Annotated in this window: 5 protein-coding genes; 1 reads left to right on the top strand and 4 read right to left on the bottom strand. The window is 45.3% G+C overall.

Going from position 1 to position 24,872, the window contains the following annotated elements; translation table 11 throughout:
- Window positions 1-43: 43 nt before the first annotated feature.
- On the top strand, window positions 44-20,386 hold the full coding sequence (locus BCU34_RS07385) for a retention module-containing protein (protein ID WP_413286268.1): 20,343 nt from the start codon (window positions 44-46) through the stop codon (window positions 20,384-20,386).
- Window positions 20,387-20,462: 76 nt separating this feature from the next.
- Here BCU34_RS07385 and BCU34_RS07380 read toward each other — a convergent pair whose 3' ends face one another.
- From BCU34_RS07380 to BCU34_RS07365, 4 genes are all read right to left on the bottom strand, one after another.
- Window positions 20,463-21,227, bottom strand: a complete 765-nt coding sequence (locus tag BCU34_RS07380; protein ID WP_102478423.1) for a transporter substrate-binding domain-containing protein — start codon at window positions 21,225-21,227, stop codon at window positions 20,463-20,465.
- Between the two features lie 218 nt (window positions 21,228-21,445).
- Window positions 21,446-22,072: a bifunctional 4-hydroxy-2-oxoglutarate aldolase/2-dehydro-3-deoxy-phosphogluconate aldolase gene (locus BCU34_RS07375; protein WP_102479850.1), complete on the bottom strand. Its 627-nt coding sequence runs from the start codon at window positions 22,070-22,072 to the stop codon at window positions 21,446-21,448.
- A 260-nt stretch (window positions 22,073-22,332) separates the two neighbouring features.
- The gene (locus tag BCU34_RS07370) at window positions 22,333-23,841 is read right to left on the bottom strand and encodes a methyl-accepting chemotaxis protein (RefSeq protein WP_102479848.1); all 1,509 of its coding nucleotides are present in this window, start codon (window positions 23,839-23,841) and stop codon (window positions 22,333-22,335) included.
- A 349-nt stretch (window positions 23,842-24,190) separates the two neighbouring features.
- Complete coding sequence (locus BCU34_RS07365) at window positions 24,191-24,799, bottom strand: toxin-antitoxin system YwqK family antitoxin (RefSeq protein WP_102433390.1); 609 nt, start codon at window positions 24,797-24,799, stop codon at window positions 24,191-24,193.
- Between the last annotated feature and the right edge of the window lie 73 nt (window positions 24,800-24,872).

Here is a 24,872-nt window from a genome sequence, read left to right as displayed (position 1 = left end):
TTCACAGCTCTAGAGAATAGTGCTTTGTGACAACGGGGGATATATGGATATCGAAGTTTCGCGCCAGGTTGCGGTAGTTGAAGCTACCAGTGGAGATGTGGTTGTAGTTAAGCCTGACGGCAGTGCCAGAAAAGTTTCGGTTGGCGATATCATCCGTGAAAATGAGATTGTTATTACCGCGCATGATGCTGAACTCCTAATAGGCCAGCCTAGCGGCCCTGTTGAGGTTGAAGGTAATTGTGTTGGTTGTGTCGATCAAGACTTGGCTTGGGCAGATGCGCCTATCGCCGGAGAGGTGAATATCGATTTGGCGCAAGCTGCTGATGATTCATTTACTGATGATGACCTTGCAGCCATCCAAGAAGCCATTTTAGGTGGTGCCGATCCAACTCAAATTTTAGAAGCTACCGCTGCTGGTGGTGGTCTAGGTTCTGCAAACGCAGGCTTTGTTACTATAGATTACACCTACATAGAAACTCATCCTTCGACCTTCTTTGAAACTTCTGGTCTAGAAGTACAATCTGTTGATGAAGACAGAGAAGAGCTTAGATCGATCACGCTCTCATCGGGTGGTCAATCCATCGCTGAAGCACTTACCGAAGGTTCCATTTCAGGCAATACTTACCCTCAATCTGTGACGGTTACTGATACCGTTGTTGCGGGTAGTTTAGCGCTTGACCCAGATTCTTTTGCTCCAGAAACACTTTCTCTCGCCTCGCTCCTTAGTGAACTTAATAGCGACATTACCTCTAGTGGTCAACCGGTAACTTTTACGTTTGATTCAGCCTCCAATTCGATTATTGGTGTTCAAGGTACAGATGAAGTACTGCGCATCGATATTGATGCCGTGAGTGTTGGAAATGACGTTGAATTATCGCTGACCACAACTGTTTCCCAACCGATAGATCATGTTCCGTCGATTGGTGGCGGTCAGGTTTCCTTTACGGGCGACCAAATCAACATCGCCTTTGACATACAAGGTCAAGACACCGCAGGTAATCAGCTTGTCACACCTATCAATGCGCAAGTGACCGTCTTTGACGGGGTAGATCCGTCTGCTGAAAGTGTGAATATCAGTAACGTTGAAACAAGCAGTGCTGCAATTGAAGGCACGTTTTCAAATATTGGTAGTGATAATCTTCAGTCAGTTGTTTTCGACCCAAGTGCACTCGCTCAGTTTGATGGTGTCCTCAGCGATAATCAGGCGACCGTTGCATCCTTGTCTGCTGATGGAAGTACCATCACACTGTCAACCCAAGGTAGCAGCGACGTTATTTTAACCGTTAGCTTAGATACTGACGGTACCTATCGATTTGAGCAGTTGAGACCAATAGAACAAGTCGGCACTGATTCGCTTACTTTCTCTTTACCAATCACGGTTACCGATTTTGACCAAGATATCGTAACCAATACCATCAACCTCACTATTTCTGATGGCGATAAACCAGTCATTACCAATGTCGACAGTATCGATGTTGATGAAGCTGGCATTGTTGGTGGTTCTCAAGAGGGGACGGCAACCGTATCAGGAAGTGGCAGTGTCACCTCAGAGATTTTTGATAGTGACATTATCGATCATCATGAACTTGAACCTGCAGAGTTTAATACCGCTGGCACACTGATATCTAACGGTGAGGTTGTGTTACTTGAGCTGGTTGATGAAACCAATGGTGTGCGAACGTACGAGGGCTATGTCGAGATTAATGGCGCAAGAATTACGGTTTTTGATGTGAAAATTGATAGCCCATCTTTGGGTAGCTACGAATTTAATCTGTATGAAGAACTATCGCATCAAGGCGCTGAAGATGCACAGTTAACCTTTGCACTGCCTATCTATGCGGTGGACGCGGATGGCGATAGATCGGCGTTATCCAGTGGTTCAAGTACACCAGAAGCTGCCCAGATTCTTATCAACGTTAAAGATGATGTTGTTGAGCTCGTTGATAAGGTTGAGTCAGTCACGGAACCGACTTTAGCGGGCGATACCATTGTTTCGTATAACCTGTTCAATTTCGAAGGCGCAGATGGTTCTACAATTCAATCGTTTAACTATGATGGTGTTGATTACTCGCTAGATCAGAGCTTACAGCCCGATGCTGCTCAGACTTTCAGTTTTACTGAGGGTGTCGTCACTATCTCATTAAACGGTGATTTCAGTTTTGAAGTCGCTCGTGATATCGACCACTCAAGCAGTGAAACTATAGTAAAACAGTTCTCATTTTTAGCTGAAGATGGCGATGGAGATACTGATACCTCAACACTTGAGTTAAGTATTACCGATGGTCAAAACCCGGCAATCAATCTGATTCCACCTGTTACTTTATCTGAAACCAACCTAGCTGATGGCTCTGTACCAAGTGGAAGTGCAGTAAGTGCAACCAACACGATCACTTTTACTTCTGGTAGTGATGACGTGGCGAATTTCCGCATTGAGCCTACAGAGTTCAATGTCGGCGGCGCACTGAAATCGAATGGCTTTGTGGTTGAGATAAAAGAGGATTCGGCGAATCCAGGTACTTACATTGGTTTCATTACTGATGGCTCAAACACTGAAATCCCAGTGTTTACGATTAGCTTCTCGTCCACCACGCTTGGTGAATACACCTTTACTTTGTTAGAAGCGTTGGACCATGCCGATGGCCTAGCGAACAATGATCTGAGCTTTGATCTTCCGGTATATGCGGTAGACAGCGATGGCGATGATTCTGTTGTGTCCCAACTGAATGTGACTATCGGTGATGATGTTCAAATCATGCAAGATGGCACGTTAGATATTGTTGAGCCTAATCTAGCTGATGGCACGGTGACCACTAACACCATTGATGTGATGCCAAACCAAAGTGCTGATGGCGCGACGATTACTCAGTTTACTTATGACGGTGTCGTAAACACACTGGATCAAAGCATTTCAGGTGAACAGCAATTCAGCTTCACCGAAGGCGAGCTATATATCACTCTTGAAGGGGAATTGCGCTTTGAGCCAAACCGAAATTTAGACCACTCGGTGAGCGAAGACATCGTGAAATCGATTGTTGTAACCTCAAACGACTTCGATAATGACTCTCTGACTTCAACCGTAACGCTGACCATCACCGATGGTGATAACCCTACGATTGACGTTATTCCGAGCGTTTCGCTTTCTGAAACGAATCTGAGCGATGGCTCTGCTCCAAGTGGCAGCGCGGTAAGCTCCACTCAAACCATCACGTTCACCAACCAAAGTGATGATGTGGTTCGTTTCCGTATTGAGCCAACGGAGTTCAATACTAACGATGATCTTAAATCGAACGGTTTAGCCGTTGAATTACGAGAAGACCCACAAGGTTCGGGTAATTACATTGGTTTTACGACCAGTGCGACGAATGTCGAAACCACGGTATTTACGCTGAGTTTTTCTAGCACCACATTAGGTGAATACACGTTCACACTCATCGAAGCGTTGGACCATCAAGATGCCCTTGGTAACAACGAGCTCAGCTTTGATCTGCCTGTTTATGCGGTAGACAGTGACGGCGATGATTCAATGATGTCACCGTTAAGTGTGACCATCGGTGATGATGTTCAAATTATGCAAGACGGTACGTTAGATATCGTCGAGCCGAATCTTGCAGCTGGTACCGTGACAACTAGTACTGTTGATGTGATGCCAAATCAAAGTGCCGATGGCGCAACGATCACTCAATTCACTTATGACGGCCAACTTCGAACGCTTGACCAAAATGACACTGGCGAGCAGCAGTTTAGCTTCACAGAAGGTGAACTGTTCATTACGCTTGAAGGTGAAGTGCGCTTTGAGCCTAATCGTAATCTAGACCACACGCTGAACGAAGATATCGTGAAATTAATCGTGGTGACGTCTAGTGACTCCGATAACGATGTATTGACCTCAACCGTCACGCTGACCATTACCGATGGTGATATCCCGACCATTGATAATGTCCCAACTGTGAGCTTGTCAGAAACCAATCTGAGTGATGGCTCTGCACCAAGTGGCAGCGCGGTTAGCTCAACTCAGACCATTACTTACACCACTCAAAGTGATGATGTGACCAGCTTCCGTATTGAACCGACTGAGTTCAATGTTGGTGGTACTCTCACATCAAACGGATTAGCGGTCGAGCTGAAAGCTGACCCAACCACACCGGGTGGTTATATCGGTTTTATTACGGATGGTTCGAACGCTGAAACCAACGTATTCACGATTAGTTTTTCAGATACCAACTTAGGCCAATACACCTTCACCTTACTTGAAGCACTAGACCATGTAGATGGCCTCGCAAATAATAATTTGAGTTTCGACTTGCCGGTTTACGCGGTCGATAGCGATGGCGATGACTCGTTGGTGTCTCAATTAAACGTAACCATTGGTGATGATGTCCAAATCATGCAAGGTGGTACGTTAGATATCACTGAGCCAAACCTTGCAGATGGCACAATCACAACCAATACCATCGATGTGATGCCAAATCAGAGTGCCGATAGTGCGACGATCACTCAGTTCACTTATGACGGTCAACTACGAACACTTGATCAGAATGACTCTGGCGAGCAGCAGTTTAGCTTCATAGAAGGTGAGTTATTCATCACTCTTGAAGGTGAAATACGCTTCGAGCCAAATCGTAATTTGGATCACACTGTTAGCGAAGACATCGTGAAGTCGATTGTGGTGACCTCAAGCGATTCAGACAATGACGTACTGACATCCACAGTGACGCTGACCATTACTGATGGTGATATCCCAACCATTGATGCCGTGCCAAGCGTGACTCTGTCTGAAGCTAACCTTAGTGACGGTTCTACACCAAGCTCCAGTGCCGTCAGTCAGACCGAAACGATTACCTTCACGAATCAAAGCGATGATGTCGCGAGTTTCCGTATTGAACCCACCGAGTTCAATGTGGGCGGTGCACTGAAATCGAATGGCTTTGTGGTTGAGATAAAAGAGGATTCGGCGAATCCAGGTACTTACATTGGTTTCATTACTGATGGCTCAAACACTGAAATCCCAGTGTTTACGATTAGCTTCTCGTCCACCACGCTTGGTGAATACACCTTTACTTTGTTAGAAGCGTTGGACCATGCCGATGGCCTAGCGAACAATGATCTGAGCTTTGATCTTCCGGTATATGCGGTAGACAGCGATGGCGATGATTCTGTTGTGTCCCAACTGAATGTGACTATCGGTGATGATGTTCAAATCATGCAAGATGGCACGTTAGATATTGTTGAGCCTAATCTAGCTGATGGCACGGTGACCACTAACACCATTGATGTGATGCCAAACCAAAGTGCTGATGGCGCGACGATTACTCAGTTTACTTATGACGGTGTCGTAAACACACTGGATCAAAGCATTTCAGGTGAACAGCAATTCAGCTTCACCGAAGGCGAGCTATATATCACTCTTGAAGGGGAAGTGCGCTTTGAACCTAATCGCGATCTAGACCACTCAGTTAGTGAAGATATCGTGAAGTCGATTGTCGTGACTTCAAGCGACTTCGATAACGATCCGGTGACTTCAACGATAACTCTAACCATTACTGATGGTGACAATCCGATTATTGATGCGGTACCGAGCGTATCACTTGAAGAAGCTAATCTTGTTGATGGTTCCACGCCAACTGGTAGTGCGGTTAGCCAAACGGAAACCATTACTTTTACTAATCAAAGTGATGATGTTGAGAAATTCCGTTTAGAGCCGAGTGAGTTTAATACCGGCGGTACTCTGAAATCTGATGGCTTAGTGATTGAGATTCGAGAAGAGCCTGCGGGTTCGGGTAACTACATTGGTTTCACCACAGATACTTCAAATGTCGAGACTACAGTCTTCACGCTTGAATTTAGCAGCACGACTTTAGGTGAATACACCTTCACGCTTATAGAAGCGATTGACCACACACCAATTCAAGGTAATAACGACCTAACGTTCAACTTGCCAGTGTACGCGGTTGATAGCGATGGCGATGATTCTCTAATGTCGCCACTTGCTGTGACGATTACCGATGATATCCAAGTCATGGTAGATGGCGCGTTTACGATTGAAGAGCCAACTGTGGCTGATTTAGCAGCGGGTACGCCGACAACTACGACTGTGAATGTTCTTGATCTAGAAGGGGCGGACGGCACGACCATCACCCAAATCAATTATGACAACGGCACAGTGTTTACGCTTGACCAGAGCAATACGGGAGAGCAGAAGTTTGTGGTTGCTGAAGGTTCGCTTTATGTCACGCTGCAAGGTGATGTGCGCTTTGAACCAAACCGTAACCTCGACCACACAAGTGGAGACATCGTTAAGTCGATAGTCGTGACTTCAAGCGACTCAGATAGTGATGTTGTTACTTCTACAGTCACGTTGACTATTACCGATGGTGACATCCCAACGATTGATAATGTACCGAGCGTTACTTTATCTGAAACTAATTTGAGTGATGGTTCTACGCCAAGTGGTGTCGCTGTAAGTCAAACAGAGACGATGACCTTTACTAATCAAAGTGATGATGTGGCGAGTTTCCGTATTGAACCGACAGAATTCAATGTTGGTGGGGCGCTTAAATCAAATGGGCTGGTGGTTGAGCTAAAAACAGACCCAAGCACACCAGGTGGTTATATCGGTTTTGTGACGGATGGTTCGAACGTTGAAACCAACGTGTTCACGATCAGTTTCTCTAGTACTACCCTCGGCCAATACACTTTCACGTTGTTGGAAGCATTAGACCATGTGGATGGTTTAGCGAACAACGATCTTAGCTTTGATCTTCCTGTTTATGCGGTAGACACCGACGGCGACGATTCATTGGTGTCACAGTTGAATGTGACCATCGGTGATGATGTTCAAATCATGCAAGGTGGTACGTTAGATATCACTGAGCCAAACCTTGCAGATGGCACAATCACAACCAATACCATCGATGTGATGCCAAATCAGAGTGCCGATAGTGCGACGATCACTCAGTTCACTTATGACGGTCAACTACGAACACTTGATCAGAATGACTCTGGCGAGCAGCAGTTTAGCTTCATAGAAGGTGAGTTATTCATCACTCTTGAAGGTGAAATACGCTTCGAGCCGAATCGTAATCTCGACCATACTGGTGGAGATATCGTTAAACAGATCGAGGTCACCTCAAGCGATTTCGATAAGGATACAGTGACCTCTACCGTCACACTGACGATTACCGATGGTGATATCCCGACCATTGATACGGTGCCAAGTGTTACTCTGTCTGAAACTAATCTTGCTGATGGCTCAGCGCCAAGTAGCGGTGCTGTAAGTCAAACTGAGACGCTTACTTTTACTAATCAAAGTGATGATGTGACCCGTTTCCGTCTTGAACCTACCGAGTTCAATGTCGGCGGCGCACTGAAATCGAATGGTTTTGTGGTCGAGATAAAAGAAGATTCAGCGAATCCAGGTACTTATATCGGCTTCATTACTGATGGTTCAAATGCTGAAATTCCAGTGTTCACGATTAGCTTCTCGACCTCGACTCTTGGTGAATACACCTTTACTTTATTGGAAGCGTTAGATCATGCAGATGGTCTAGCGAACAATGATCTGAGCTTTGATCTTCCGGTCTATGCGGTAGACAGCGATGGCGATGATTCTTTGGTGTCTCAACTCAATGTAACCATCGGCGATGATGTTCAAATCATGCAAGACGGTACGTTAGATATCGTTGAGCCAAATCTGGCTGATGGTACGGTAACAACCAATACCATTGATGTAATGCCAAATCAAAGTGCTGATGGCGCGACGATCACTCAGTTTACCTATGACGGTGTCGTAAACACACTGGATCAAAGCATTTCAGGCGAGCAGCAATTCAGCTTCACCGAAGGCGAGCTTTATATCACCCTTGAAGGGGAGGTGCGCTTTGAACCTAATCGCGATCTAGACCATTCCGTTAGTGAAGATATCGTGAAGTCGATTGTCGTGACTTCAAGCGACTTCGATAACGATCCGGTGACTTCAACCATTACGCTGACCATTACTGATGGTGATACCCCGACTATCGATGCTGTTCCGAGTGTTGCTCTTGAAGAAGCGGCTCTCGCTGATGGCTCATCACCAAGCGGCAGTGCGGTTAGCCAAACAGAAACCATCACTTTCACCAATCAAAGTGATGATGTGGAGAAATTCCGTTTAGAGCCGAGTGAGTTTAATACCGGCGGTACTCTGAAATCTGATGGCTTAGTGATTGAGATTCGAGAAGAGCCTTCGGGTTCGGGTAACTACATTGGTTTCACCACAGATACTTCAAATGTCGAGACTACAGTCTTCACGCTTGAATTTAGCAGCACGACTTTAGGTGAATACACCTTCACGCTTATAGAAGCGATTGACCACACACCAATTCAAGGTAATAACGACCTAACGTTCAACTTGCCAGTGTACGCGGTTGATAGCGATGGCGATGATTCTCTAATGTCGCCACTTGCTGTGACGATTACCGATGATATCCAAGTCATGGTAGATGGCGCGTTTACGATTGAAGAGCCAACTGTGGCTGATTTAGCAGCGGGTACGCCGACAACTACGACTGTGAATGTTCTTGATCTAGAAGGGGCGGACGGCACGACCATCACCCAAATCAATTATGACAACGGCACAGTGTTTACGCTTGACCAGAGCAATACGGGAGAGCAGAAGTTTGTGGTTGCTGAAGGTTCGCTTTATGTCACGCTGCAAGGTGATGTGCGCTTTGAACCAAACCGCGATCTTAATCACTCGGGCGGGGATATCGTTAAGTCGATAGTGGTCAGTTCAAGTGACTATGATAGTGATGTGGTGACTTCGACAGTCACGCTAACCATTACCGATGGCGATCTGCCAATCATCAACGTCATTCCTGGCGTGAGTCTTTCTGAAGTCGATCTGGCTGATGGTTCTGCGCCAACGGGTAACCCAGTATCGATGACTCAAGTGATTACCTATACCGAGGGTAGTGATGATGTTAGTCATTTCAGAATTGACCCTGCTCAGTTCAATACTTCGGGGGCTTTGAAGTCGAATGGCTTAGAGGTTGAGATTAAAGAGCAGCCAGCGAACTCTGGAAACTATATTGGCTTTGTAAGAGACGGTGCTAACGTAGAAACCAACGTCTTCACAATCAGTTTCTCAACCACCAATTTAGGGCAATACACGTTTACGCTGCTTGAAGCGTTAGACCATGCGGATGGCTTGCAGAACAACTCCTTAAACTTCGATGTGCCTGTTATAGCAGTGGATACCGATGGTGATGAGTCTGCGATGTCACCAATGACAGTGACCATTACCGATGATGTACAAGGTGTACAAGACGGGTCATTGAATATTGTTGAGCCTTCATTGGCGGATCTAGTGGCAGGCACACCAACTACGCTAACCATCGATGTAATGCCGACTCAAAGTGCAGATGGCGCAAAGGTCACCCAATTTATTTACGATGGTGGTACTGCTGTCACCTTGGATCCGAATGTATCGACAGAGCAGGTGTTTACCGTAACCGATGGTTTACTGTACATCACGATTGAAGGCGAAGTTCGTTTTGAGCCAAATCGAAATCTGGATCATTCAGCTGGTGATATTGTTAGAACGATTGTGGTAACGACCAGCGACTTTGATAACGATACTGATACCGCGGATGTCACATTAACGATCCAAGATGGTATTGATCCGGTCATCGATGTTGTTCCTAGCGTAAACTTATCGGAAGTGAACCTAGCAGATGGCTCAACGCCGAGTGGTTCTGCGGTAAGTTCAACACAAACCATTACCTACACCGTGGGTAGTGATGACTTAAGCCACTTTAGAATTGCAACCAACGAATTCAATCCTGGTGATGTGCTGAAATCAAATGGTCTTGTTGTTCAGCTAAAAGAAGATCCTGCTTCACCTGGCGACTACATCGGGTTTACTGATGACGGGGCCGGTAACGTAACCAATGTATTCACCATTGATTTTGATAGTGTCAATAAAGGTCAGTTCACCTTCACGCTGATTGAGGCTCTCGATCACCTTGATGGCGCGCTTAATAACGACCTTAATTTCAATTTACCTGTTTATGCGGTTGATACTGATGGTGATGACCCAGTTAAGCGTGATGTTGTTGTCACCATTCAAGATGACCTCCAACAGATGCAAGATGGTACTTTAACCATCACAGAGCCAAATACTGGCACACCAACTACCTCGACCGTTGATGTATTGCCTACGCCAAGTGCTGATGGGGCAACCATTACACAGTTCACCTATGACGGTGGCTCTGCGATTACTTTGGATCAAAGCATCAGCGGTGAGCAGGAATTTGTTTTCACTGAAGGCTCGCTGTTTGTCACTTTGGATGGTGATGTAAGGTTTGAACCAAATCGTAATCTTGACCACTCTGCAGGTGATATTGTTAAGCTGATTGAATTTACTTCTTCTGATTTTGATAAGGATATTTCTTCTTCAACGGTCACACTCACTATCGTTGATGGTGATGGACCAACGTTGAATGTCGTTCCGAGTGTTAGCTTGTCTGAAAGCTTACTTGCTGATGGTTCAACGCCGAGTGGCAGCCCAGTCAGCGTGACCCAAACCATTACTTCACTCGCAAGCAGTGATGACATCGAGAAGATTGTCGTCGAAGTAGGGTTGTTTAATACCAGCGGTGTATTGAAGTCTGATGGCCTTGAATTGAGCTTGCGTGAAGAGCCTGCTGGTTCCGGTGATTACGTAGCATTCACAACGGACGGCTCAGGTGTTGAGAAAGTTATCTTCACCCTAGAATTTGATAACACTAACCCGAGTGAGTACACGTTTACTTTGTTAGAGCGTTTGGATCATGTCGACGGATTAGGAAACAACGATCTCAGCTTTGACTTGTCGGTATATGCACAAGACACCGATGGCGATATTTCACCGTCTAAACCGCTTTCTGTGACCATCAGTGATGATGTTCAATTGATGCAATCTGGTGCTCTTAGCATCACAGAGCCAAGCACGGGCACACCTACCACAACGACATTTGATGTGATGCCTGCGCAAAGTGCAGATGGCGCCACAATCACTAAGTTTACCTATGGCAGCCAACCTGAAGAGTCACTAGTACAAACCGACACGGGTGAGCAAGAATTTGTGTTCACTGAAGGTTCTCTGTTTATCAATCTTGAAGGTGATGTACGTTTCGAACCTAACCGTAATCTCGATCATTCGGGTGGTAACATCGTTAAGACCATTACGGTGACATCGGAAGATAAAGATGGCGATATTGTCACTTCAACAGTGACGCTGACTATTGCAGATGGTGCTCCACCAGTTATAGATACAGTACCAACGGTTGCATTGGAAGAAGCGAATCTGGTCGACGGCTCTTCACCGGGATTACCTGTGAGCCAAACTGAAACCATTACTTTCACAGCAGGAAGTGATGATGTGAGCCACTTCCGTATTGATACCACTCAGTTCAACACGTCTGGCGATCTGAAAGCGGATGGTTTGGTGGTTCAGCTAAAAGAAGATCCTCTGAACAGCGATAATTATATTGGTTACGTTGAAAGCGGCGGTGTCCAAACGGATATCTTTACCATCACCTTTAGCAGCATGGTTCTAGGAGAGTACACATTCACCTTGTTGGAAGAGTTAGATCATTTGCCAGTTCAGGGTAATAATGATCAAATATTCACGTTACCAGTGATCGCAGTTGACCAAGACAATACTGATTCTGTGATGAAACCTCTGACCGTTACTATAACCGATGATGTGCCTGTCATTACTGACACGACAGCGACCAGCACATTTGTGGTCGATGAAGATGATCTTGGATCTGTGGTGTCTCAAGCAACAGGTGCATTTGTTACCACAGAAGGTGCAGACCAAGTAGAGGTTTACGAACTGCGTAATATCTCTGCGCTTGAAGCGACATTGAACTCTGGAACCGAAGCGATTTCTATTACAGAAGTCACAGGAGCTGCGAACACAACGACCTATCAAGGTACGACGACAAGCGGGACTCCTATCTTCACGCTCGCGCTAGCGAATGACGGCTCTTATACCTTTATGTTGCTAGGTCCTCTAAACCATCCAACAAGCCCGAATTCCAATACCTTAACGATTCCGTTTGATGTTGTTGCGGTTGATGGTGACGGTGATGACTCTAATCAGTATGTATTGCCGATCGAAGTGCTCGATGATGTGCCAGTAATGAGTGCGCCAACAGGTGAGACGGTAGTTGATGAAGATGATCTTGCTGGGATTGGTTCTGATCAATCCGAAGATACCATTATTAATGGACTATTCACCGTTGATGAAGGTGCTGATGGTGTTGTTAAGTATGAATTGGTCGATGAAAACTTAGTGATTGCAGGCTTAACTTCTGATGGAGAAAGCCTAGAGTGGCTGCCTGTTTCACAAAGCGGTACAACCTTCACTTATGTTGCACAGACGGTAACTAGCAATCAGCCTGTGTTTGAAATCATTTTTGATACCTCAAACAACAGCTATCAATTTGAGCTGTTTAAACCACTTAAGCATCCTGATGGCGCGAATGAAAACACCATAGATCTTGATTTCTCTGTCGTGGCCGAAGATTTTGACCGAGACCAGTCGAACGCGATCGATCTGACTATTACTGTGACTGATGATGTTCCATTGGTGACTACTCAATCGATAACGCGAATTGAAGGGCAGGGTTACGGTAATTCCAAAGTTAACATGTTTGCTAATGCGACAGATGTGGGTGCGGATGATGCAGCACTGACTCGCATAGAGGGCATTACCAGCAATGGCGCTGATATCGTTTTCCGTACCGGAAATAGTGGGCCTTACAGTGATGGTTTCGATTTAAACAATGGTAGTCAAGAGGTTCGAGTATACGAGCAGACCAATGGAGGTGTTGATACTCGTGAGCTTGGTCGATTGCGTATTAACTCAAATGGTGAGGTTGAGTTTAGAGCTAACGGTTATCTAGAGCATAACGGTGAGACAATAGATTTCTCTATTAACGTGATTGCGACAGATGGAGATTTGGACACATCTGAAACACCGTTAGATATTACGATTACAGATAGGGACTCTACAAGAATCGCGCTGAAAGTGACGACCTTCGAGGATGCGGGTAGAGACTCAACCATACCTTACGCAACAGGCGATGAGCCGACTCTTGAGAATATTCAAGATAATCAAAGCGGTTTGCCTGATGCTCCTGCACAAATTGCGCTGCAGGTTAACATAAAGGACCAAGATAATAACGAGTCTATCGGCCAACTGACGATTCAGAGCGGTAATCACAGAGGGACGTTCTATTACTTTGATGGCGTGGAATATCACAAGTTAGTCGCTGAACCAAACGGTGATATCTTGTTTGGTCCGCCTCAAATGCAGCAGAGCTTTGCTCCAGACACGAATCAACCATTAGACACTATTGCGACAATCGACAACTTGTTCTTTGTTCCAGACCAAAACTACGGTTCGAATGACAATGGTGTGCGAATCAACTACGAGCTCGAAATTGATAACAACGGCACGCTTGATCATACAGTAAATTCAAACTTCAGAATTGAGATTGAAGCGGTAGCGGATATTGCAACTTGGGATGATGCGAATAGCGCGTATCAGTATCAAGTTAACGAAGATGAAGACAACGTTACGTTGCAGCTGAACGCAGAGTCGCAAGATAACAGTAATACTGAGACGATTACCTATGAACTTGAAGTTGTTCAGGGAGATGGCCAGTTTGAGCTTCTCGACCAAAACGGCAACGTCCTTACTCCGACTAACGGTGTTTACATCATTGCGGCTGGAGACATCAATAGTACGGTCGTAAACCCGATCGATAACTTCTCCGGTCAAATAGAGTTTAAAGCAACAGCGATAACGGAAGAGACGCGTAATCCGTACGATGATTCTGCAAATGGCGGGGTGGACAAAACGACCGCTCGCTCTGTAGAGCAAAACATCATCATTGATGTGACTGCCGATGCAGACCCTGGCTCGTTCAGCGTTAACCGAATCCGTATTAACGAAGACAATATCGATGATCCAGATTACGTCGGGCCTTTAGACAATAAAGACGCGTTCACGTTAGACGAAGTCATCACCATGACTGGTTCGGTAGATGCTGACAGTTCTGAAGAACTGTTTGTGCGCATCAGTAATGTTACGGAAGGTGCAGAGCTTTACTTCTTAGGTACCACGAATGTCGTTCCAACAGTCACTATTAATGGTATCGATTACCAAGAAATAGCGTATTCCGATTTGGCAAACGTTGAGGTTGTTCCAACTAAACACAGTAATGTCAATTTCACCTTCGATGTCACGGGTGTGGTCAAAGATACCGCAAATCTATCCACGGGCGCCCAAGTCGATGAGGAGATATTAGGAACTAAAACGGTGAACGTTGAGGTGAAAGGCGTTGCCGATACTCCTTATGGTGGAACGAATGGTACGGCTTGGACAGCAATTACTGATGGCACAACATCTGGCGTTCAAACCACAATCCAAGAAAGCCAAAATGGTGATACCTTTGCTGAGCTAGATTTCACTGTATTGTCGGGCGAGAGAAGACCAGATAGCGGCACAACACCATTACCTGACGATGGCTCAGAGTCGATAACGGTTATTCTTTCAGGCATCCCTGACGGCGTTATTCTGGAAGATGGCGATGGTACCGTGATTGACTTGAACTTTGTTGGTTATGAAACGGGACCGGGCGGTAGCCCTGATCTATCTAAACCTATCTACGAAGCGAACATCACTGAAGCGGGGAAAACTTCAGGTATCCGTATTAGACCTGTTGATTCGTCGACAGAGAATATCCATATCCAGGGTAAAGTGATCGTGACTGAGAATGATGGTCATACGCTCTCTTTTGATCAGGAAATTCGCATATTAGTTGAGCCTAGGGTTGATACCTCAGCAACCTACAATACGGTAACTCGTGGGGACGAAGATACGGCGATCAACATTGATTGGCACCCAGAGGGCACTGATTACATTGACGATGATGAGCACTTCACTTCAATCGTCATCAGTGGCATTCCAAGTGGTGTTGCAAGTGTGGTTGTAAACGGTGATGTAATTTGGAATTACGATGCAGCAGCAGGCACTTTAACCATTACTCCGAAGAGTGGACAGACGGCAGAAGAGTTTACTCAAATTGCGCTGAACAATAATTTTATTCAGATAACACCCGAAGAAGATTCAAGTACAGACTTTACGCTTAGTACGGTTGTCATGATTGAAGAGCGAGATCATGAGTATGTTGATGCAACTGATCCTGGTCAGGGCATCGTTACCGCGACGATTACAGGTACGATTGATGTGCGTGTAAGACCTGTCGTTGAACCTGGCGATGCCGACAACAAGATTGTCGTTTCAAACGAAGATGGCTCTGGAGATCTCACTACGATTACGGCTAATGCTAATGGTGTCATTAAATTTACAACTAACAGTGATAACACATCAATTTCGGATGAATACGTCGTCCGATACCAAGAAACGGATTTAAGCACAGTAGAAGAGCAAGTCGACGAAGTGATTGTTCAGTTGACTAACACCGACGGAAGCGCGTTATCTGATGATATTTTAGGGCAACTTTTGGTCACAGGCGCCTCTTACGAAGGCGGTGGCCGTTGGGTTGTGACCAATGAAGATGCCTTTAGCGTCAGTGCGCCCAATGGATTAGATTTCACCCCTGAAAATGATGCGGATGATGTGGCTACTGATTTCAATGATATCAAGATGACAATTTTCACCTTAGTATCAGATCCAGGTGATGCCAACAATGAAACTTCAGCCCAAGTACAGCGCACCGGGGAAGTAACGCTTTCTTACCCTGAAGTGCTGACGGCTCCTGACAAAGTTGCCGCAGATATTGCGATTGTGCCAGACAGTGTTATCGATGCGGTCGAAGATACACAACTTGATCTCGGCGCGGCACTAAACGGAATTTTAAGCTTTACGGGTCGCGATGATTCTACTGACCAAGTGACGGTGATCATTGATGGTACTCTGGTCATTGATGCTACTACATCATTCCCAATTAGCCTGTCGGGAACAAGTGATGTTGACTTTGTGAACGGGAAATATGTTTACGAGACGACAATCGAACAGGGCGTAGCCATCGATTCATCGGGTTTATTATTGAACCTGCCTGCTGACTATTCTGGCGACTTTAGGTTACCAATCACAATAGTAACCAAAGATACACTTTCTGGTGATGAGAAAACCTTGGTGACCGATGTAGTTATTAAAGTTGCTCCTGACGTTGAAGGTAATCCAGACATTGATGTTACGGTTGTTGGTTCGCTCGATGATTCATTTAATCCTGTCGATACTGATGGTCAACCTGGACAAGATCCGGTGGGTTACGAAGATACTTACATTCAGCTTGATTTCAGCACAACCATTACTGATCAAGTCAGTGGGGTTGAGGGTGGTGACGAAAAATTCACATCTATTACGCTGACTTTGGATGACACAAGTGTCGGTGCATTTTACACAAGCGCGGGTGTATCGCTTGGTACGTCCGTGACCTTCAATGAAGCGGAAATTAATGCTGGTGCTCTGGATAATGTATTGTTCCGTCCTGCTCCTAATTACCCAACGGGTAACGATATTAACCAAGTACAAGTTAATGTCAGCGGAACAATAACCGATACTGCTACCTACAATGACGCCTCATCTCCAGCCGGAACAGCAACCGATACTGATACGTTCAATACCAGTGTTAGCTTTGAAGTTGTCCCTGTGGTTGATGATGTGCTTGTAACAGGGCCGGGTAGTGATCCTGATGTCATTGAGATCACGGGCAATGAAGATCAAGCTATTTCTCTATCGGGAACAGGGCCAGTCTCCATTGCGCTCACTGACCTAGACGGCTCAGAGCAGTTCGTTTCGATTAAGTTCACCGGTGTACCCGATGGCTTCTTAATGAGTGCAGATCCGGGCTCTGCTTATACAGTGAAGAACAATGGTGGTGGTGAGTGGAGTGTTCAACTTCCTCAAGCTTCAGGATTGTCATTTGATTTGAGTGAGATTTCGATCCTACCGCCTAAAAACTTCAGTGGTACGGCGGAATTTGGCGTTGCTGTCTTTACTCAAGAATCCTTGTTAGGCGTGCCTACTGCAGCCTCGAACCTACCAAGCTTTAAGCTGCATGTGGTGCCGGTGGGTGATGATGTTGATACCAACCCGACGGACTCTGTTACAGGCAATGAAGGCCAAAACATTGATATCGAAATCAATGCGACTATTTTGGATAAAGAGCTATCTGCAACAGGCAGCGGCACGTATACCGAAAATGCGCCAGAGACACTTCGTGTAGAGGTGGCTGGTGTACCTCAAGATGCATCTATCTACTATCCAGACGGAACCACCTTGGCTAGCTATGATCCTGCGACGCAGATCTGGACGCTAGATGTTCCTACACAGTCACTAGATAAGATCGTATTCAACTCTGGTGAACATAACAGTGATGCAGGCAATGCACTGGGTATCAATGGCCCGCTGCAGATTACCGTTCGCTCTGTTGATACTGATGCTGATAACACGGAATACTTGGGGACTCCAACGACCTTCGATGTTGATTTGGTGATTGATCCTATCAACGATCAACCGATCTTTGTAAACGTAACGAATATTGAAACATCTGAAGACATCAGTGTTGCCATCGACAACTTTAGTATTTACGACGTTGACGCTAATTTTGATAATCCAGATGCGCCGTATGTTCTTACGTTGCAAGTGGATCAAACACTGCCGGGAGCGCAAGGTGTGTTTGAGTTTACCAGCTCACCTGAGGTAACGTTTGTATTGCAGCCTGACGGCTCATTGGTGATTACTGGTAAAGAAGCCGATATCAATACCGCGTTGGTGAATGGGGCTGTTACTTTCAAACCAGACCCAGATCAGAACTATCTCAACCAGAGTGGTTTAGTCACGATCAATGCAACGCTCGATGACGGTGGTAATAACGGTCTGATTGACGCGGGTGACCCGAATACCGCTCAAACCAATGAAGCTACCTTCACCATTAAGGTGACGGAAGTGAATGACGCTCCTGTGGCAAACAACGTTGATCTAGGCTCGATTGCAGAGGAAGGACAGCTTGTTATCGTTGAAGGTGACTTAATTGCAGCAAGCTCAGATCTTGAAAACCATAACCTCACCGTCACGGGTGTGACCCTTACTCAAGGCCAAGGTCAATTACAGCGCTTTGAAAACGCTAGTGGTGCTGACAACGCTGCGATTACGGGCCCATTCTGGATATTTACGGCTGCTGATGATTTTAACGGTGACGTTAAACTCGATTACAGCATTATCGATAATGGTACAACCAACGGCGTGGATGACTTCTTAACAGACACTGCGGAAATCAGTCTTGTAGTAACAGAAGTCAATGACCAACCAGTAGCAACCAATGTTGACTTGGGCACCATGCCAGAAGAAGGTCAATTGATCATCAAAGCTGAAGACCTGATTGCAGCGACGACTGATCCTGAGGGGGATGTTGTTACAGTGACTGGAGTCGTTATCGACCAAGGTCAGGGACAGATTCAGAAGTTCGAAAATGTCGGTGGTGCGGATGACAACTCGATCAATGGCCCATATTGGGTATTCACAGCAGCCGATGATTACAATGGCGACGTTAAATTCACTTATACCGTAGAAGACAATGGCACAACCAACGGCGTTGATGACTTCTTAACGGATACCGCTGAAATAAGCGTTGTTGTAACTGAAGTGAATGATCAGCCAGTGGCAACCAATGTTGACTTGGGTACCATGCTTGAAGAAGGCCAATTGATCATCAAAGCTGAAGACCTGATTGCAGCGACGACTGATCCTGAGGGGGATGTTGTTACAGTGACTGGAGTCGTTATCGACCAAGGTCAGGGACAGATTCAGAAGTTCGAAAATGTCGGTGGTGCGGATGACAACTCGATCAATGGCCCATATTGGGTATTCACAGCAGCCGATGATTACAATGGCGACGTTAAATTCACTTACACAGTGGAAGACAATGGCACAACTAACGGGGCTGATGACTTCCTAACGGATACAGCAGAAATCAGCGTTGTGGTGCAAGGCGTTAACGATACGCCTATTGTAAATGGTGACAACGTCACTGATTTGATTGATGAAGACGCCGGTCAGTTGTTGAGTGGCATCAATGTCAGTGACCCTGATTATGTAGATGCATTTTCTGATGACTTAATGACAGTCACGCTGACGGTGGATTACGGTACATTGAATGTATCACTTCCGGCTGTGACGACGGTGATGGTTAACGGCAACAATACCAGTTCGGTCATCTTAGTCGGTACTCTTAACGATTTGAATGCTCTAATTGATACGCCAACCAGTCCAAGTGGTGTCTACCTCGATGCGAGTTTATCTCCAACCAATAGTATTGGATTAGAAGTCATCGCTAAAGACAGCGGAAACCCTTCAGGTATCGCGATTGAAACTGCGCCAGTGGTGTATAACATCACGGTGACACCTGTGGCGAATGCGCCAACCTTGTCTATCGACCCGACATTTAACTACGTGAGAAACATTACGACCAGCTCATCAGTGGTCGCTAATAGTGGAGTCGCTTTAGTCGGAATTGTTGCTGCATTGACGGATATTACTGAAGAGTTAACGTTGAAGATCAGTGATGTTCCGGATGGTGTTAATGTGGCCAGTGACGCGGGTACGGTTTCGCTAGTAGGTGACACTTGGATAGCGACGGCTGATGCGATTGATAGTCTCAGACTCGTCGAGCAACCATCAGCTGGTAAGCCGTTAACTCCCGGTAACTACACGTTGAAGGTTGAGGCGGTATCTGAGGAAACGGAGAATAACGATATTGCGATATCTCAAAACATTGATCTAAACCTCAATATAGTTGCGAACCCAATCGATCTCGATCTGTCTTCTGAAACAGACGATGTGCAACTTTTAGCGAGTGACTTTGATACCAACCTCACTGGCGGGTCAGGAAATGACCGACTTGTGGGTGGAGCGGGTGATGATACGCTTGTTGGCGGTGACGGTAATGACACCCTGATTGGCGGTGGAGGCTCAGACATCCTGACTGGTGGCGCTGGTATGGATTCGTTCGTATGGCTTAATATCGAAGATGGCGTTGAAGACACCATCACTGATTTCAGCCTGTCTGAAGGAGACCAGATCGACCTAAGAGAAGTGTTGCCAGAGTTGAAGAATACTTCACCAGACATGACAGCGTTACTGCAGCAGATAGACGCGAAAGTGGACGGGGATGATATTGAGCTTACGATCAACCCTGATGGTGTAGGTACCACCGAACAGGTGATTGTGGTTGAAGACCTTGCGCCACAACTAACTTTAAGTGGCACTATGCCTTCGGATATTCTGGATGCATTAGTGCAGCAGAACGTGATCACTCACGGTTAACGTGAAGCATTAAACCAATACGAAATAGGCCAGCAATGCTGGCCTAATTTTTGTCACTGTATAAATTGAAAAGACGTTACTTAAGAGAGTTGTGGATCAGAAACTCTTCTTCCACGCCTTTCAATTTCATCTCATCCATAATGAAATTTACCGTGTTCAATAGGCGCTGTTCGCCTTTTGGAATCAGATAACCGAATTGACTGTTGGTAAACGGTGTCTCACAACGAGCCGCTTCAAGGCGCTCATCCGTCACTTGATAGAACAGACCTTCAGGGGTTTCTGTCACCATTACATCAACTTTACCTTCCGCAACGGCTTGCGGAACGTCTAGGTTGTTCTCGTAACGTGTGAAGTTTGCGTTCTGCAAGTTAGCGTCGGCAAAGATCTCGTTGGTACCGCTAATATTTACACCTACACGAACCGAAGACAAATTTACTTTCTCGATGCTGTCGTACTGTTCTGCTTTACCTTTTGCGACTAAGAAACACTTACCAAAGGTCATATAACCTTGAGTTTGTTCTGCGTTTAACTGGCGTTGCATTTTGCGCGTAATACCACCCATCGCGATGTCGTACTTATCGTCATCTAGGTCGCTCAGTAGATCTTTCCATGTGGTACGAACAATCTGTAATTCGACACCTAGCTGTTCTGCAATGTGCTGTGCGACATCGATGTCGTAGCCAGAGTAGGTTTTGCCGTCGAAGTAAGAGAAGGGCTTGTAGTCGCCAGTGGTGCCCACACGAAGAGTGCCTGATTTTTGAATGTCTTCTAACTGGTCAGCTTGTGCGACACCAGAAAGTGCCAGAGCAATCGAAGCAAGTAATAGTGATGTTTTTTTCATTGTAATTGTCTGTTGTGTTTGTGTTGTCATTCAAAGTAACAGAAACAATCAGAGAAAGAGATCAAACCATTGGAAAGGGTTGGAGTTGAAAGTTTATTGAAGAGTTGAGAGTGTGAATCAGCGGCTATTGTTAGTTCTACAAGTATTATAAAGCGATCTTAGCGATCGCTTTATATCTTAAATATTAATTACATTAAAATGCCAGAAGGTTAGGCCGCTTACTTATTCACGAATTCAACAGCGTCACGAACAAGCTTTCCGAGTTCGTTCCATTTTCCTTCATCAATAAGATTAGTTGGAACCATCCAAGTTCCGCCACACGCAAGTACAGAAGGGATAGATAGGTATTCATCTACATTCTTCAAACTTACGCCGCCAGTTGGCATGAATTTTACTGGGTAAACAGCCGTTAGTGCTTTAAGCATAGCTGTCCCGCCTGAAGGTTCGGCAGGGAAGAATTTTAAAGTGCGAAGGCCCATTTCCATTGCCTGTTCAACTAGGCTTGGATTGTTAACACCCGGTACGATTGCAACATCTTTGTCGATACAGTATTGAACGGTACGTGGGTTAAAGCCTGGACTCACAATGAAATCAACACCAGCTTCGATAGAGGCGTCAACTTGCTCGTTAGTCAGTACAGTTCCAGAACCGATTAGCATGTCTGGGAACTCTTTACGCATGATACGAATTGCTTGGATTGCACACTCTGTGCGTAGCGTGATCTCTGCACATGGCATGCCGTTTTCAACAAGTGCTTTCCCTAGAGGGATTGCGTCTTCAGCACGGTTGATCGCGATTACAGGGATTACTTTTAGGTTTGCTAGTTGTTCATTTAATGTAGTCACGAATCTTTTCTCACTATGAAGCGATCATGGAGGGCAACGGTGATAAAGCACGCCAAGCTTCGGTAAGTCATCTACAAGAGCTAAGTTAGCTTAATATGCAGCATCGTTATTTAAACGCACGCATTTAGCATGCGTTTTGTCCTTCAACTTTTCCTATTTGCATAACTCTATATTTAAGTTAATCCATTATAAGAAATAAACCAATGAGAGTCGATTTAGGTTTTTAGGTCAATCACCGCACGTTCTAATGAGTCGGTTTGTTAGACCACAGACGTTGCAGAAGCTGCGTTTTTTGACGCTCCCGTTACACTGGTTAGTGTTAGCTGCTTAATTGTACTCACGTTTCCAATGATCTCTGAGGTAACAGCGCTTTGTTCTTTCATTGCATTCGCCACTTCCAAACTGTTATTTAGAATGGTTTCCATATCCATGATGACCGAAGAGATTCTTGAATGCGCATTCTCACAAGAGTCGACACTGCGGTTGCCTTTCTCACAACAACTTTGAATTGTATTTACGACCATTTGTGTTTGGTCTTGAACGCCTTGGATTATCGTTGAGATCTCTTCGGTTGAAAGTTGTGTTCGGCCAGCCAAGGTTCTCACTTCATCTGCGACCACCGCGAAGCCACGGCCTTGTTCTCCCGCACGAGCTGCCTCGATTGCTGCATTAAGAGCAAGTAGGTTGGTTTGTTCTGCGATGTCTTTAATCACCTCCAACACGGTATTAATCTTCTCTGAGTGAACAGAAAGGCGATTTACTTCTTCAGTGGCACTGACAAGATCAGCCGAAAGGGTATTGATGGTGTCTCTGGTGAATGCCACATCATTTAGACCTTCGTTCGCCGTAGCGAAACTGGTTTGTGCGTTGGATGAGGCGTTTTCGCTGTTGGTCGCAACGTTTTCAATATTGCTGCCCATCTGGTTTATCGCGGTCGCAATATTCTCAGTTTGTTGCTGCTGTTTGTTTAAAGCGCTCTCAACTTCCATTCCGTCGTGTTGTAGCTGGTTCGAAATATTGCCGAGCTCTTTAATAGAGCCCTGAACTTGGCCGACAAGCTGACGAATATCGGTGAGGACTGTATTAAATGCCTTTGCGATATCGGCAATCTCGTCCGATCCCTTGTCTTCGGCTCTTACGGTAAAGTCGCGTTGTTGAGCGACGAGCATCATGGACGAGTTCAACGAGGCTATTTTCTTTGCTATGCGAGATGAGATGCCGAAAGATAGCAGCATTAATAATGCAGCGACGGTAATAATGGAGCTTACAATGAAGGTCGTAATGGTTTGCTGAATCGATTCGACTTGCTGTTCTAATCTGCCTTCAACGTTGATGAATATAGAGATGATATCTTCAAACAGCATTTTCATTTCTGATTTGAGTTCAGCGACCTTGGCTGGGTTGCGGTCGATGGCATCGACCATTAACGAAAAATCTTTGTTGTATTGCTTTACTTCAAGTGTCAGCTTTTCTAACTCTGGGACTGCGATATCAGACTCTTTAAGCAAGACAGAGAAACTGCCCATCAGTTGTTGAAAGTGAGAGTACTCTTGGACAAATACCGACTTGAGCGTTTTATCGTGGCTTATTAGAAACTCTAACTCTGTTCGATTGAGCTGAAGCATAGAGACTTCGAGTGACTTTACTTTGATCAGCGTTTTCTCAAGTTTGATCAGTTTTAGATTGGCCAGTTCTGTGAATGACACAACAACCAATAATGAAATAATCGACAAGCAAGTAAGGCTCAAAAGGGAGGTTTTAATTTTCATAGGCGGGCACCAAAGCAAAACAAAATGACTCAACAACGTATTTATAATCGTGTTTCTCTTATTTGCGTGTAGATAGCATACGGGTCGATAATTGAGATCTGACTCGCAAAGGAAACGTTTGCTAACAGTATTTTATAAAATGATTATTAACAAGTTAAATATTTATTATTTCAATGACTATTGATGATTGTTTTGTTATTAGTGATTATTTAGAGCGTAAAAGGAACCGGAAGAAGAAGGGGGCGGAGATGAGGTCGATAGATCTTGTTAATGGAGAATGCGGTGCTTACCTGAGATTAAAGAAGATGAGTACTTGTGCTTTGTCACACGAGCACTCATCCGTTTGTATTTAGCTTTCTGTCGGCATCCAAACTTGTTTAGACGTGATTTTGTGGTCTTTAAAGGTCAGTTCTTCAACCTTGTCTCCGTTAAGGTTCCAGCGCGTTAGTTTTCCATTCGCCACTTCGCCTTCATCGAATTTCGCTTGGCTTGCCTTATTGCCGTTAGGGTAATAGTCCGTTACCAGACCATCTTTTTGTCCGTCGCTGTATTCAGCGGTCAGGCTTTGTTCGCCATTTGGATACCATCGAGAAGCAACACCTGACAGCTCATTGTCTTTATAGTTGAGCTCGGCTTTCTTCTGGCCGTTAGGATACCAGGTTTCTGCTTTGCCTTGTAATTCACCTTTAACGTAATTCACTTTAGAAGCAACTTGGCCGTTCGGATACCAGTTGGTTTCTTGACCCAGTTCTAGGCCGTCAGAAAATTGAGCTTGGGTCGCGACTTGGCCGTTATCGAACTTCTCTTCAAATTGACCGGTAAAGGGTTTTGAGTGGTTTACTTGGTAAGCCACGCCTTTACGCATTTGTAAGTAGTCAACAGCATCTTCGCTGGTGGCCGCATAGCTCATAGAAGATACCGTACTAAGAGCAATTAAGATTGGAACGTATTTCTTCATAATGACACCTTTTTAATGGACGGGGAAAATGTAATCGGTGTGTTAAAAGCATTCCATTTTCCCGAACGGCTGT

Origin of the sequence: Vibrio sp. 10N.286.45.E10 (assembly GCF_002874195.2) — a bacterium.
Taxonomy (GTDB): Bacteria; Pseudomonadota; Gammaproteobacteria; order Enterobacterales; family Vibrionaceae; genus Vibrio; species Vibrio crassostreae.
Note: the sequence above shows the minus strand (reverse complement) of the source record. Positions and strands in the feature narration are given on the sequence as shown.